Raw genomic sequence first — 13,321 nt, 5'->3', positions numbered from 1 at the left:
CCCTATTCAACGTCCTATTCTACTCGGCGCACTAAAAAGGCTTCCACTTTACGCGGAATAATCGGCAATGCGAGCAAAGCAAAAATCATCATTGACGTAAATGCCATTTGTGGGGAAATTGGGTATAACACGCCAGCCAATGCGGTAAGCAAGGCGATCACTGCTGAGCCTGAAATGCCGTTATACAAGCCTTGCAATTTCGCCATTGTATTTTGTGGTTGCGTGGTGATGTAACGCACCATTGCGTAATGACCAAGGGCATAAGTTAAGCTGTGCAATAATTGCACTAAGGCAATTAGCCAAAGGCTTGTCGCACTGCCTAACACGCCCCAACGTACCACACAAGCGATGGCGGCACAGTAAAACAAGGTGCTGACTTTCCAGAAACGGAATAATTTGGTGGAAAAGAAAAAGAGCAAGATTTCCGCCACCACGCTTAATCCCCACAGTAAGCTGGTTGTCTGCACAGAAATGCCAATGCTTTGCCAATATAGCACGCTATAAGCATAATAAGCGGCGTGCGAACCTTGAATAAGAGAAATGGCAATAATTAAACGTAACGTGCATTTATTTTTTAATAACTGCAAAAATCCAACAGAATTTTCCACCGCACTTGTCTGCGTATCTTGTGGCAAAATCTTCGGTGTGGTCATTTGCATTATGGCATAAAGGGCTAACAATACGGTTAAAATCCATACCGTATAATTCTCACCAATAAAACCAATAATGTTGCCAAACAGCGTAACGCCTACCACAAACGCGGCTGAGCCAATCAATCGCGCTTTGCCATAATCCAAATTAATTTGCTGTTGCCAAGTTGTTGCAAGAGTATCACTTAACGGCATTCCTGCCGCATTAATCATCGCAAATAAGGCTATACCAAGGCAAAGCAAGGGGAAGCTTTCCGCCACAAAGCTCATATAAAGCATTACGCCACAGCTTGCCCAAGCGAGATACCGTAAGGCATTGAGCAAATGCCCTGCTTTTTTAATCATTGCGGAGAAAACGATCCCACCTAAAAAGCGGAAAACATAAGAACTGGCAATAATAAAGCCGATGATTTCTTCGTTGTAAGATTGCGATTTCAACCACGCGGGGAAAAATGGCACAAACACACCATAGGCGCAGTAATAGCCGAAAAAGCTCAAGGCTAACCAATTAAAAGGGCTGATTTTCATCAAAATAATTTTTCCATTTCTTGTGAACGTTGCACGCAGGCTTCAATGGCTTGCTGTACAGTTTGGGATAATTGTTGTTGCTGGAAAACATTAAGCGCTGCCGCTGTTGTGCCGCCTTTTGATGTTACATTTTCACGCAAGGTCGAAATGGCCACATCAGGCTGTTGTTGCACCATTTTGGCTGCCCCAAGCGCCGATTGTTGCACTAACATTCGTGCGGTGTGTGCATCTAAATTAAGCGCTTTCAAGGCGTTTTCCATTGCTTCCATAAATAAGAAAAAATATGCGGGGCTGCTGCCAGAACCGGCGGTAATCAAGTGCATTTCATCTTCTTGATCAACCCAACAAGATTGCCCTACGGCACTCATTAAATCTTGTGCGAAGGCTTTGAGATCGGCTGGCACATTGTGTTCCGCAAATAAACCTGCCATTCCTTCCGATACCAAGGCTGGCGTATTCGGCATTACGCGGATAATATGGCGCGCGCTAGGCAAAAGTGCGGTAAGTTTTTGCACAGAAATTGCCGCCGCAATGGAGATCACTAATTTTTCAGAAAAATCCACCGCACTTAAAGGCTGACACACTTCCACAAGCGCTTGTGGCTTCACCGCTAACACCACCACTTCGGCATTTTGTACCGCTTGCACATTATCTTGCGAAATATTCACTTGACGCTCAGCAAACAACGCCAATTTATCCGTATTCGGATCGCTAACGGTAATTTTTTGCGCAGGATACCCCTGTTTCAATAAACCAAACACAATGGCTTGCGCCATATTTCCGCCGCCGATGAAAGTAATTAATTTCTGTTGCATAGTTTTGTTTAAGATCAGTTACAATAGGTTTTTCGTTGGCACATTTTACCCGAATAAAGAAGGAATGCCTATGTGGTTTAAGAACGTTATGACCTATCGTTTAACTAAAGAATTAGATTGGTCAGCCGAGCAGTTGCAAGCACAGCTTGCACAATGTGAGTTTCACCCTTGTGGTCAAGGGGATATGCAGAAATTTGGTTGGGTTTCACCGTTGAAAACCAGTGAGTTGTTACATTTTTCGGTGGGCAAACAGATTTTATTAATGGCTCGCAAAGAAGAAAAGATCCTGCCTGCTCACGTTGTAAAACGCGAATTAGATCAGCGGATTGCTGATTTAGAGCAAAAAGAAAATCGCAAATTGAAGAAAGTGGAAAAGCAAGCGCTGAAAGACGATGTGGTGGCAATGTTGCTACCGCGTGCCTTTAGTAAATATCAGCAAACGGCAATTTGGGTGGATAGTGAAAATCAGCTCGTTTATGTCGATGCGGCTTCAAGCAAGCGTGCTGAGGACGCCCTTGCACTATTGCGTAAATCCTTAGGCTCTCTGCCTGTTGTGCCGCTGGCTTTTGCCAATGATCCAAGTTTAGTAATGAGTCATTGGGTGAGCAATGATGCCACACCAGATTGGTTGATTGTATTGGAAGATGCCGAATTACGTGGCAGTGAAGATAACGCCGTGATCCGTTGCAAACAGCAAGCCTTAGATGCGGAAGAAATTCTGTCATTATTGCAATCTGGCAAAACCATCACCAAATTGGCTTTGGAATGGGAAGCGCATCTCACCTTTGTATTAAATGAAGACGGCACCTTAAAACGCTTGAAGTTTGCCGATGAAGTGCGGGAAAAAAATGACGATATTTTGAAAGAAGATGTGGCGCAACGCTTTGATGCCGATTTTGTGTTGATGACAGGGATTCTTACTAAATTAACGTCCAATTTATTGGACGATTTCGGCGGAGAGAAAGTGCGGTTGTAATTTTTGTCGTTTTTGTCAGAAATAAAAAATGGCGGAAAATTAAATTCCGCCATTTTTGTTTCTTTCAACAGTTTACTTTTTTTACGGTTTATTTTTTATACTGATAAGTGCCATTCGCCTGACGAATAAAGGTGCTACCATTGGCTAAACGAAGCTGTTCAACACGCCCTTGCGAATTAACCGAAATTTGCACTTTATCACCCGGTTTAAAGCTACTTAACGCATTGCCCGCACCGTTTGCTTTTGTCATCGCATTCACATCAGAAATATTCAGATTGTTATCGCGGAAGACTTGCATAAGCGAAACGCCTTGCGGAATAGTCAGGGTTTTGCTTGTGCCAGTAGGTTTGTTCGTTGCTGGTTTTGCTTCCACCACAGGGACTTTTTTCTCCGCTTTAGGCTCTGCTTTTTTCGCAGTTTGAGCTTTGTTTTCTGCTTTTGGTTTGCTTGTATTGGTTGTTTGCGTTGTCGCTTTTGCCACAGGCTTAGGCTGTGGTTTCGGCTGTGTTTGTGCCGCAGCAGGGTTGCTTGCCGTTTTCACCGTTTCTACCACTTGTTTTGGCTCAGCGGGTGTTGGTTGCGGTTTCACTGCTGGCACAACAGGTTGCTCTGTTTGAACGCTTGGCTGGGCAACCGGTTCAGGGCTTGTTGCAGGATTGCTTTGAGCATTGTCTGCACTATTTTCTGCATTTGCCACAGTAGTTTGCGCATTCTCACTGCTACTTTGAGCATTTTGTGTATCTGCTTGTTGTGCAGGTTGCCCTTGGTTTAAGTTATCCAACACATTATTTTCCATTGGCTGTTCTTGATTGAGCGATTGGAACTGCGTTGGAATGCTGTTTGACGGCTGTTCAAACGCATTTACCGTATCTGTACTTGGTTTTAACCAAGAGATAATCAACAAAATGATCACCGCAAGTAATAATACGATGAAAATACGGCGATATTTTGGCGGAATGAAGCCTAAAATTGCCCAACGTTCAGGCTTATTTAAACTTCTGCTTACAGGTTCTTCCTGAACAGGTTCTGTTTTCACATTTTCTTCCATAATCACCTCCGTTTCTTGGGTATTATTGGCGTGATTTTCCACGATGACCTCGCTTTCGCTGATAACAGGTTTTTGAGGTTCAGAAACTGGCTGTTCTTTTTTGCCGAAAGAATGTACAAAACCTTTAGCTTTATCTAACAAAGAAGGCTCTGGCGTAATGGTTTTCTTCGGCGTAATGGGTTCCATTTGATTAAATTCTAAATCAAGTTCATTTTGTGCTGTGTTAGCAGCATTATTTTCTGGTTTATGTTGTTCAGTCACAGTTGATACCTTATGTTAATAAAAGCACTAAACTAAAGTGCGGTGTAAATTTTGCGTATTTTAAAGGATATTTCGCCATTGTTCTATGCTGAATTAAGCGGAATATAAGGTTTTATTCGGCTCATTGGCAATTTCGCGTGCTAATTTCGGCACTAGATAGCCTGAAGTGAGCTTTTGTAATTCTTTGTAAATTTCCACCGCACTTTCATCATCAAGATAAAAATGGCTCGCGCCTTCCACTTTATCAAACAAATGCAAGTAATAGGGCAGAATGCCTATGCGAAAAAGTTGCTCACTCAAGGCCTTTAGCGTGTGGGCATTGTCGTTTATATTTTTCAGCATCACCGCTTGGTTAAGCAAGGTTACGCCCGCATTTTTCAGCTTCACCATTGCGTGTGCCAAATGCTCATCAATTTCATTGGGGTGATTGATGTGGGTAACCAACACCGTTTGCAAACGAGATTGCGCCAGCAGTTCGCAAAGTTCCTCAGTGATACGCTGCGGAATCACCACCGGTAAACGGCTGTGAATGCGTAAACGCTGTAAGTGCGGGATTTTTTCTAATTGTTTTAGCAGCCATTGTAGCTCGTGATCTTTCGCCATAAGCGGATCGCCGCCAGAGAAAATCACTTCATCAATTTCTGAATGTTGCGCAATATAGTCCAAGGCTTTTTGCCAATTTTTCTTATCGCCCTTGTTTTCGGCATAAGGAAAATGGCGGCGGAAACAGTAGCGACAATTAATCGCGCAGCTATTTTTTACCATAAATAACAAACGGTTATGGTATTTATGCAAAATATTTGGCGCGACGGTTTGTTGTTCTTCTAAGGGATCTTTGCTAAATCCTTCCTCTTGCACAAATTCTAAATGAGACGTCATTGCCTGCAAAAAGAGCGGATCATTCGGGTTGCCTTTTTCCATTCGTTCCACAAAAGGCAAGGGAACACGCAACGCAAACAGCTTGCGGGCCGCAAAATCTTTTTCAAAAAGAGAAAGGGGAAGATTTAAGTGTTCCAGCAAGACTTTGGGATCGGAAATGGCATTTGCGAGATGAACTGCCCAATTTTCTACTTCTCTAATGGGGATATTTCGGGTTAAAATACGCACTTTTAAAAACAATCTCTTTTTATTTGAGGATAATATGGCTACATATACTACCACTGACTTCAAACCAGGTCTAAAATTTATGCAAGATGGCGAGCCTTGCGTGATCGTTGAAAATGAATTTGTAAAACCGGGAAAAGGTCAAGCGTTTACCCGTACTCGCATTCGTAAATTAATTTCTGGCAAAGTGTTAGATGTGAACTTTAAATCAGGTACGTCTGTGGAAGCGGCTGACGTAATGGATTTAAACTTAACCTATTCTTACAAAGATGACGCTTTCTGGTACTTTATGCACCCAGAAACATTTGAACAATATTCAGCAGATGCAAAAGCGGTGGGCGATGCAGAAAAATGGTTATTAGACCAAGCAGATTGTATCGTAACCCTATGGAACGGCGCACCAATTTCTGTAACCCCACCAAACTTTGTGGAATTAGAAATCGTGGATACCGATCCTGGCTTAAAAGGCGACACCGCAGGAACAGGCGGCAAACCAGCCACATTAAGCACTGGTGCAGTAGTGCGCGTGCCATTATTCGTACAAACAGGCGAAGTGATCAAAGTTGATACCCGTTCTGGTGAATATGTTTCGCGTGTGAAGTAATTTTCAGCGTAAAGCAAATACAAAAAATCCGTACAACAGTACGGATTTTTTATAGCTTTTTTTTGCCTCTTTGTAAGCTTGGTTGTTTTCTTGTTTACCGATAGCCACAACAAAAACAATCACTTGCTCATCTTGAACTTGATAAATCAAACGGTATCCCGCATTGCGTAGTTTTATCTTATAGCAATCAGGAAAATGACTAAGCCGATTAGCTTCAATGTGAGGATTACGCAAAATCTCAGCCAATTTTTTCTTAAATTGTGCTTTTATATTTTCATCAAGTTTACGCCATTCTTTTAACGCCCTTGGATCAAAAACTAGCTCATAGTTCATCGAAGCTAACCTTAATGCCTTTTTCTGGGTGGGCTAGGCGATGACGTACTGTTTCGAGCAATTCAAGATCTTCATCATTGACTAACACCGTTTGAATAGGAAATTTATTATTTTGTGCGACATATTGGAATAATAATCTTACCGCTTCACTTGGTGTCAGGTTCATTTTCTGTAATGCCGCATAAGCTTCTTGTTTTAGTTCGTCATCAAGGCGAATATTAAGTGTTGCCATTTTTCCTCCTTTGATTTTTGTGATAATTGTAATGCTATTTTGCATTACGCTCAACAACAAGATAAAGAAAAAGTGCGGTGCAAATTTTTCTGATTTTTGCACCGCACTTTATTATTTACTCATCCATCTTGTAAGAAGTGATAAATTGGCACAATGGCAGCGCCGATGGAAATATCTTCAAATTTTATTTTTGAGGCACTGAGTTGTGCTGAAGTGCGGTTGATATTTTGCACTTGTTCTGCATTTTTAACATAATCAATTAGTTGATTGATTAGCGTTTGGGGCAACATTCCTGTTAGGGCGATTACTTTTGGATCAAGCCACGCAATGGCGGAGAGAATGAGCGATAACACTTGGGGTTGGCTATGTTCAAGCCAAGTTTTTACCGCTGAGTTGTCGAGTAGGTTAGCGTTCTGATTTTCTTCGCCAAGTTTTTCTTTCAGATCTTTCCAACTTGGGCGTGGGGAGCCATAAGGAAATAATAAGCCGATTTCCCCTGCATTGCCGAAACCGCCACGGATTAGCTTACCTTGTGAAATAATCCCCGCGCCGATACCAAAATCAAGGCTAATCACCACCATATCTTCAATATCATTCCATAAACCTGAATAATATTCCCCTAAGGCAACGGTGTTAATGTTGTTTTCGATGTAGCAAGGATAGCCCAGTTTTTCGCTGAATACGTTGGCTAAGTTAGGGATATTTTGTAATAACGGAAACCAAGGGGAGGAAATGGATTGATCGGCCAATAGGTAGCCAGAAAGAGAAAAACCGATGCCGAGAATTTTTGCTTCAGCGAGAAATTTTTTGTCTAAAAGTTGCTGAAGTGCGGTGCGAATTTGTTGGCATAATTCATCAAATTGCACGCTATTGTGGTAAACATAGCGTTCATTGGCAATTTTATTGCCAATAAAATCCACGATTGCGAGCTGAAATGAGTTATCTGAAAAGGTGATACCAATCGAGCAACAAGCATTGGGATTTAAAGTTAAATGAAAAGAGGGCGTTCCCCGTTTTTTTACCATTTTCTCCGTTTCTTTAATTAAGCCGAGAAACAGCAGTTTGCGGCAATATTGCGTTACTGCCCCTGCCGTTAAGCCCGACAAAGCACTTAATTCCTTGCGTGAAGGGGAATATTGACGTATGAGGCGTAATAACAATTTTTCGCTGGATTTTAAATTAAATACGGAATTTTCTTTTTTCATTTTGTTGTCTTTATGAAATAAAAGCCTCGCTTTGCGATCAGAGAGGCTTATCCCTCAATGTTACCTTAACTCGCACAACGAAAAGTGCGGTATTATTTTAAGGCGTTTTCAACGGCTTGGTAAAAATCTTCCATTTTGCATAGACCTTGCGCGTTGGTTGGGCAATCTTCAAGCTGTAAGGTTATACGATTTGGGGGATTAGTCAAAGAAAGTTTCGTGCCGTTGCGTAATTGATCAATGGTTTGATAAACATATTCCACTTTCATAAAGGCTTCGCCTTTTGCGTTCACCCATTTCTCAAATGCCACTTTACCACTAATTGGCGTGGTTTCTAGCTGATCGGGCAGATGATAAGGTTTCACTTTCAATAATGGTAAGAGCGAGCCAACATTGGAATCATGTCCGACTAATAATACCACTTTCGACTTGCGAGCTTTTTCAATGTAAGGGTGCTGATAACCATAATCTTTGAAGCTGTTTTGAATAAAGGTGAGCAATGGCGTTGCGGCTTCTTTTGCCATTACTTGCGTGCCGAATAATAATTGGTTGTAACGCTCTTTTATATCAACAATTTTTTTCCAGCTTTCTTGGTTATCAATGCGTCCCCAAGCCACTTCTTTGGCTGGGAAGCCTTCGTAATATTGTAGTAGGAAACTATCTGCCGCACCTGTGCCATCACGTAACGCACCTGTGGTTTTAGGCTCTTTGCCTTGGGTGAAAGTGAGCGTATTGGCTTCTTGGTCTAAATTACACAATTGTTTTTCTTGGCATAATGGCGATTGTCCTTGATTTAAGGCTTGCGCGAGTTCGTTGAAATTGCTTTGTAGATGCCTGTTGAGTTGTGCAAATCCACCTTCGCCCACTAATTCATCTACCGCTTTGCGTGCTTTTTGTTCAAAGGCTTTATCTACTTTGCTGCGAATCACGGGATTAAAGGTGTTATCCATCGTGTTATATTCGCCCAGATAATTGACTCTTATTGCACAATGTGAATAAGCCCCTTTAGCGAAACTTACGCCAGTATCAATGGTGCGTGGACGAGCATTGGTGTAAATAAAGAGATCGTTTTTCGGGCATTGTGAGGAAAGAATTCCTGTTTGTTGCAACCATTCAGACCAGTACGCCGCGAATAATTTTTCTAATCTTGCACCTTTAGCGGTGAGATAGCCCGTTTTATCCTGCCATTTTACCCATTGATAAGGGGTAGCTTGGGATAAAATGCTGTCTTTACCAACTAAGGGCGTGCGAATACCGTGTCGGCTGAAAATCACAATTTTTTCTAATTGCAGCGCTTGTGCTTGGGGATTGTCAGGCACATTAGGCGCAGCATTAAGATTGGTTGCATAAAACAGTGAGCAGCTAAGTAAGCTAACTAAATTAAGGCTTAAGGTGAGTTTTTTCATAGAATGTCCTCCAATATTGAGAGAAAGGAAGGGGCATTATTTGCACTAAATGCCATAAAAATTGCAAAATTTTTAACCGCACTTTTGCAATAACAACGTTAAATCTAAATGGATTTTGTTGCAACAATAATCAAAAAAAGAGAGAAAAAAATGAGTTAAGGCAGAACCTTAACTCATCAATAATATTATTTGGCGATCACTTCTTTGGTAAAATCAGCAATGGCGGCTTTGCTCCAATCTAGTGGGAAGAATGGAATATCCGCTTCGCCCACTTCGGCATTTAATGGGCGGATACCAAAATGGTCGGCTAATTTTTGTTGCGTTTCAGGTGAAACTAGCCAGTTGGTAAACACTAAACTTGCCGCAGGGTGTGGGGCATTTTGTGCGACAACCACCACATTACCGCCGCCCGGCATACCAAATTTTGGCACATAGAATTTCAATCTTGGTGTTACCGCGCCTTGTTTTTGTAGGCTAAATAAATGATCTTGCCACGCGGAAACAATGTCTAATTCACCATCATTTAAGCGTGTTAAGCTGTCCGCGTTCGAGGCGGTGCGTACCATATTTTGTTTATTTTGATTAAACCAATCCCAAGTGCTTTGCCATTTTTCGGTTTGAGCTGCGTCAAAAGGTGTGTTTTGATAATCATAATTACCACTGATGTTGAGCAAGGCTTGGAAAATAAAGGCTTTGCCCGAAGCCCCACCATTTGGATCAGCGTAACCAAATTTTTTCGGGTGAGTTTGGATATAGGTTTCAGTTTCCGCCCAGGTTTGTGGCAGTTGATCTTCACTCACCCGCATTGGATCATAAGCGAAGCCCGTTTGGTTGCCCCAAAAGCCCATTGCGTGATTGCCAAATTTCACTCCTTGCAAAGCGTGGTTGGCTTGAGCGAAATTAGGCAAGCTGTTGAGATTTCGTAACACATCATTTTTCTGCACGATAGGATAATTGTCGGCTGCGATGGCGATCACGTCCATTTTTCCTTTCGCGAGGGATTTTTCTGCGATCAGCTTATTCATATTGCCGTCTAAAGTGCCTTCAGGAATTTTCACTTTGATGCCATAGGCTTTTTCAAAATCTTTGACAAAAAGACGGAATTGCGGTTGTAAATACCACACGCTAAAGGTTACCGAGCCTTCTTGTTTAGCTTGCGCCACAATCTCTTCCCAGCTTTTTTGGCTGAGATCTTGGGAAGCCGAAACGTACAGGGCGGTGGTTAGCCCTAAACTGATTAATGCGGTTTTGATAAGACGAGTTTTCATCATTGTTTCTCCTCTGGTGGAAATCAGGCTTTGCCTGTGGATTGTGATAAATAGTTACCTTTCAATAAACGCTCAATAATTAATAGCAAGATAACGTTTGGAATTAATAAGATGATCGATACCACGGCGGCATTTGGGCGAATGAAAGAGTAGCCCAAGAAAGAGTAAAGTATGGTTGGAACGGTGATAAAATCTGGTGAACCGATGACAAAAGAAATACTAAATTCTTCGATACTTTTCACTAAACAGAAAATAATTGACGCCAAAAATGCAGGTTTTAGCATAGGTAGATAAACATCTTTAAAGGTAGTGAATTTTGACGCACCAAGATCGCGACTTGCATCAATTAAATCTTGTGGCACGGAAGAAAATCCTGAAGATAAAATGCGAATCGCGTAAGGTAATGTCATTACCGTATGCCCGATAATAATGCCGATCATTGGATTGTTAATATTTAACTGAATTAACACCGCACTAAAGAATAGCGCAATGATCATTCCCGGGATCACCAAAGGAATTAAGGTGATGAGTTCGGCAATTTTTTTACCACGAAACTCCATTCGACCAAAGGCATAGGCTGTTGGCAAGGCAAGGGTGATGGCGATTAAAGAAACAATCGGTGCAATGGTGTAGCTATTCAACATTGCTTCTTTCAGTGCGGTGTTTTCCCATACATAATGCCAACGTTCAAAAGAAAGCACAGGCGGGAAAATATCTGGATAGCTCCAAGGATGTTGTGGATCAACAAGCGACCATAATCCTGCCATTAGGAACGGCAAAACGAGCCAAACAAAATTTACTACCACAAAAAAGATCAGCACAATGCGGTTGATTAAACGTGTGTTTTTGCTTTGTATTTTGTTCATTTTACCGCTCCTCGTTTAACAGATAATGGACGAATAATCAGCGTGATTAAAATTGACGCGAGTGCAGAGGTGAGCATAATTACCATTGCTAACACCGCACTTTGGTTCCATTCTTCAAATTCATAGGCGCTCATTTGCATAAAACGAGCCAGAGAATAGGTATCGCGTGGGCCGGCAATGCTATAAAAGGCGAAATCCCCTAATGCACCGATAAAAATCAAAATAAAGGAAACTTGCACCGCCCCAAGTGTGAGAGGGAAAATCACATAAATAAAACGCTGCCAACTGTTTGAACCCAGATTTGACGCCGCATCAAAGAGATCGCTTTTTAGTGAATTCACTGCACCGCCAACAAGAATTAAGGCGAAAGGAATATTTTTCCACATTTGCAAAATCACAATGCCCCAGCCAAAGCTGTCATTTTGTAGGGATTTTGGCTGCTCCCAAATACCGAGCCAAACTAAGGTTTCATTGAGAATGCCGTGGTAGGAAATCATATTCATAAATAAGAATGCAGCAACCAATCCCGGCACCAGCATCGGCATACGGAAAAAGGTAACAATAAATTCTTTGCCTTTAATTGGATTACGCAACCACAGCGCAATAGGGTAAGCCACTAAAATGGAAAATACCGCGCCAAGAAAGGAAACGCGTACCGAATACCAAAAAGACTTATGAAAGATAGGATTGCTAAGCACTTCTTGCCAATAATCCAAGGTGAAATGGGACGGTTCGCCATACATATTTTGCAAGCCGAAACTTTGCGCCACCACTAAATAAAAGGTTGAACCCATTAATAATAAAATAGTGCCAAGCCCTGTTCCTAACAGAAGCCAGGCTTTGAGATCTTGTTTTAAGGATTTCATACCGCCTCCAAGAAACGAATGGCATCACGCGCGAGGGTGAAAAATAATTCTTCTGATTGATTTAACAACGGCGAAAATTTGGTTAATTGCAACCGCACTTTCTCATTGGGCAAACCTGAAGTTACCAAGCCTTGCACTTCAGTCATATTGCCCATAAAGGCGGTTTGCAGCACTTTGACGCTAAATTTATTTTCCACGTTGCTATTTGGCTCACAAGGGATTGCATCTTCAGGGCGGAAACAAATATAAATATTCTCAGCCACAGGCTTGTGGGCTGATTGCACAATGAATTTGCCCCATAAGGAATCCACTTGATAGAGATCACCTTGCCAATGTTTGACATTCGCTTTAGTAATGTTTGCCACGCCAATAAAATCGGCAATAAAGCGATTTTTCGGTTGATAATAAATTTCTTGCGGCGTACCTACTTGCTCAATCGACCCCTTGTTTAGCACGATGATCTTATCTGACATTGATAAGGCTTCTGCTTGATCGTGGGTAACATAAATACTGGTAAGATTGTATTGATGAGAAAGTTGCTTAATTTCAAAACGTACACTTTCGCGTAATTTCGCATCAAGATTTGAGAGCGGCTCATCAAATAAAATCACATCAGGACGCGTTACCATTGCGCGTGCAAGGGCGACACGTTGTTGCTGACCGCCCGAAAGCTCAGAAGGTAATTTTAGCTTTTGGGTTTCTAAATCCATTTGTTTTAACGCCACATTCAAGCGTGCAATTTGTTCATCAATAGGAATTTTCTTTTGCTTTAGCCCATAACAAATATTGTGTGAAACATTCAAATGAGGGAACAACGCATAAGATTGGAAACACATCGCCGTGTTACGCTTTTCTGGTGGAATGTCATTCACTTGGCGATCGCCAATCACAATCTCCCCTTCATCGGCACGATGAAAGCCTGCGATCAATTTCAGTAATGAGGTTTTTCCGCAACCACTCGGGCCGAGCAAGGTAACAAATTCCCCTTCTTCAGCACTAAACGAAATATTATTTGCTGCATAAAAATCACCAAATTTTTTGGTGATATTGCGTAATTCTAGTTTTGCCATAATCGATTCCTCCTCGATGATAATTTTGTGGATACTCTAAACTAGAAGATAAAGCGCGATCAATTACAATATAAAAAATAAACTCATTTAAG

The 13,321-nt window shown here is 41.7% G+C and carries 14 protein-coding genes; 2 read left to right on the top strand and 12 right to left on the bottom strand.

Features of this window, described 5'->3' with window-relative positions; genetic code table 11:
- Positions 1-14 precede the first annotated feature (14 nt).
- Positions 15-1,178 (bottom strand): 3-phenylpropionate MFS transporter, encoded by a 1,164-nt coding sequence (locus ELZ61_RS09460; protein ID WP_126373195.1) that lies wholly within the window; start codon positions 1,176-1,178, stop codon positions 15-17.
- Positions 1,178-1,993: a pyrroline-5-carboxylate reductase gene (gene proC, locus ELZ61_RS09455; RefSeq protein WP_126373193.1), complete on the bottom strand. Its 816-nt coding sequence runs from the start codon at positions 1,991-1,993 to the stop codon at positions 1,178-1,180. Before proC ends, ELZ61_RS09460 begins: the two co-directional genes overlap by 1 nt.
- 70 nt (positions 1,994-2,063) lie before the next feature.
- On the opposite strand from proC, the gene rdgC reads away from it, so the two are divergent.
- Positions 2,064-2,969 carry a recombination-associated protein RdgC gene (gene rdgC / locus ELZ61_RS09450; RefSeq protein ID WP_126373191.1) on the top strand — a complete coding sequence of 302 codons (906 nt, stop codon included), beginning with the start codon at positions 2,064-2,066 and terminating at the stop codon, positions 2,967-2,969.
- 88 nt (positions 2,970-3,057) lie between these two features.
- On the opposite strand, the gene oapA is transcribed toward rdgC, so the two are convergent.
- Both oapA and epmB read right to left on the bottom strand, forming a co-directional pair.
- Positions 3,058-4,278, bottom strand: a complete 1,221-nt coding sequence (oapA, locus tag ELZ61_RS09445; protein WP_126373189.1) for an opacity-associated protein OapA — start codon at positions 4,276-4,278, stop codon at positions 3,058-3,060.
- Between the two features lie 93 nt (positions 4,279-4,371).
- Entirely contained in the window at positions 4,372-5,385 is a 1,014-nt protein-coding gene (gene epmB, locus ELZ61_RS09440; RefSeq protein WP_126373187.1) for an EF-P beta-lysylation protein EpmB, read from the bottom strand.
- Between the two features lie 34 nt (positions 5,386-5,419).
- Here epmB and efp point away from each other — a divergent pair, with 34 nt between their 5' ends.
- Positions 5,420-5,986, top strand: a complete 567-nt coding sequence (gene efp, locus ELZ61_RS09435; RefSeq protein ID WP_103853318.1) for an elongation factor P — start codon at positions 5,420-5,422, stop codon at positions 5,984-5,986.
- 3 nt (positions 5,987-5,989) lie between these two features.
- Here the strand turns inward: efp and ELZ61_RS09430 are convergent, their stop codons facing one another.
- The 8 genes from ELZ61_RS09430 to ELZ61_RS09395 form a co-directional block, all read right to left on the bottom strand.
- Positions 5,990-6,319, bottom strand: a complete 330-nt coding sequence (locus ELZ61_RS09430; protein ID WP_126373185.1) for a type II toxin-antitoxin system RelE family toxin — start codon at positions 6,317-6,319, stop codon at positions 5,990-5,992.
- Positions 6,309-6,551 carry a type II toxin-antitoxin system RelB/DinJ family antitoxin gene (locus ELZ61_RS09425; protein WP_126373183.1) on the bottom strand — a complete coding sequence of 81 codons (243 nt, stop codon included), beginning with the start codon at positions 6,549-6,551 and terminating at the stop codon, positions 6,309-6,311. The genes ELZ61_RS09430 and ELZ61_RS09425 overlap by 11 nt, the downstream gene beginning before the upstream one ends.
- A 119-nt stretch (positions 6,552-6,670) precedes the next feature.
- Positions 6,671-7,756, bottom strand: a complete 1,086-nt coding sequence (locus tag ELZ61_RS09420; protein ID WP_126373181.1) for an ROK family protein — start codon at positions 7,754-7,756, stop codon at positions 6,671-6,673.
- 92 nt (positions 7,757-7,848) lie between these two features.
- Entirely contained in the window at positions 7,849-9,159 is a 1,311-nt protein-coding gene (locus tag ELZ61_RS09415) for a histidine-type phosphatase (protein ID WP_126373179.1), read from the bottom strand.
- Positions 9,160-9,344: 185 nt separating this feature from the next.
- Positions 9,345-10,427 carry an extracellular solute-binding protein gene (locus ELZ61_RS09410; RefSeq protein ID WP_126373671.1) on the bottom strand — a complete coding sequence of 361 codons (1,083 nt, stop codon included), beginning with the start codon at positions 10,425-10,427 and terminating at the stop codon, positions 9,345-9,347.
- A gap of 23 nt (positions 10,428-10,450) precedes the next feature.
- Positions 10,451-11,293, bottom strand: coding sequence for an ABC transporter permease (locus tag ELZ61_RS09405; RefSeq protein WP_035686885.1), 843 nt, complete (start codon positions 11,291-11,293; stop codon positions 10,451-10,453).
- Positions 11,290-12,159, bottom strand: coding sequence for an ABC transporter permease (locus ELZ61_RS09400; protein WP_103853312.1), 870 nt, complete (start codon positions 12,157-12,159; stop codon positions 11,290-11,292). The genes ELZ61_RS09405 and ELZ61_RS09400 overlap by 4 nt, the downstream gene beginning before the upstream one ends.
- Entirely contained in the window at positions 12,156-13,229 is a 1,074-nt protein-coding gene (locus tag ELZ61_RS09395) for an ABC transporter ATP-binding protein (protein ID WP_126373177.1), read from the bottom strand. Before ELZ61_RS09395 ends, ELZ61_RS09400 begins: the two co-directional genes overlap by 4 nt.
- Positions 13,230-13,321: the final 92 nt, after the last annotated feature.

This window comes from Avibacterium volantium (assembly GCF_900635775.1).
GTDB classification, from domain to species: domain Bacteria; phylum Pseudomonadota; class Gammaproteobacteria; order Enterobacterales; family Pasteurellaceae; genus Avibacterium; species Avibacterium volantium.
The sequence above is the reverse complement of the archived record's forward strand: the minus strand, read 5'-3'. Positions and strand labels throughout refer to the sequence as shown.

Coding starts and splice junctions, on each gene's coding strand:
- ELZ61_RS09405 (WP_035686885.1), bottom strand. CDS start 11,293: ATGAACAAAATACAAAGCAAAAACACACGTTTAATCAACCGCATTGTG.
- efp (WP_103853318.1), top strand. CDS start 5,420: ATGGCTACATATACTACCACTGACTTCAAACCAGGTCTAAAATTTATG.
- ELZ61_RS09460 (WP_126373195.1), bottom strand. CDS start 1,178: ATGAAAATCAGCCCTTTTAATTGGTTAGCCTTGAGCTTTTTCGGCTAT.
- ELZ61_RS09410 (WP_126373671.1), bottom strand. CDS start 10,427: ATGAAAACTCGTCTTATCAAAACCGCATTAATCAGTTTAGGGCTAACC.
- rdgC (WP_126373191.1), top strand. CDS start 2,064: ATGTGGTTTAAGAACGTTATGACCTATCGTTTAACTAAAGAATTAGAT.
- ELZ61_RS09395 (WP_126373177.1), bottom strand. CDS start 13,229: ATGGCAAAACTAGAATTACGCAATATCACCAAAAAATTTGGTGATTTT.
- ELZ61_RS09415 (WP_126373179.1), bottom strand. CDS start 9,159: ATGAAAAAACTCACCTTAAGCCTTAATTTAGTTAGCTTACTTAGCTGC.
- proC (WP_126373193.1), bottom strand. CDS start 1,993: ATGCAACAGAAATTAATTACTTTCATCGGCGGCGGAAATATGGCGCAA.
- ELZ61_RS09425 (WP_126373183.1), bottom strand. CDS start 6,551: ATGGCAACACTTAATATTCGCCTTGATGACGAACTAAAACAAGAAGCT.
- ELZ61_RS09430 (WP_126373185.1), bottom strand. CDS start 6,319: ATGAACTATGAGCTAGTTTTTGATCCAAGGGCGTTAAAAGAATGGCGT.
- ELZ61_RS09400 (WP_103853312.1), bottom strand. CDS start 12,159: ATGAAATCCTTAAAACAAGATCTCAAAGCCTGGCTTCTGTTAGGAACA.
- ELZ61_RS09420 (WP_126373181.1), bottom strand. CDS start 7,756: ATGAAAAAAGAAAATTCCGTATTTAATTTAAAATCCAGCGAAAAATTG.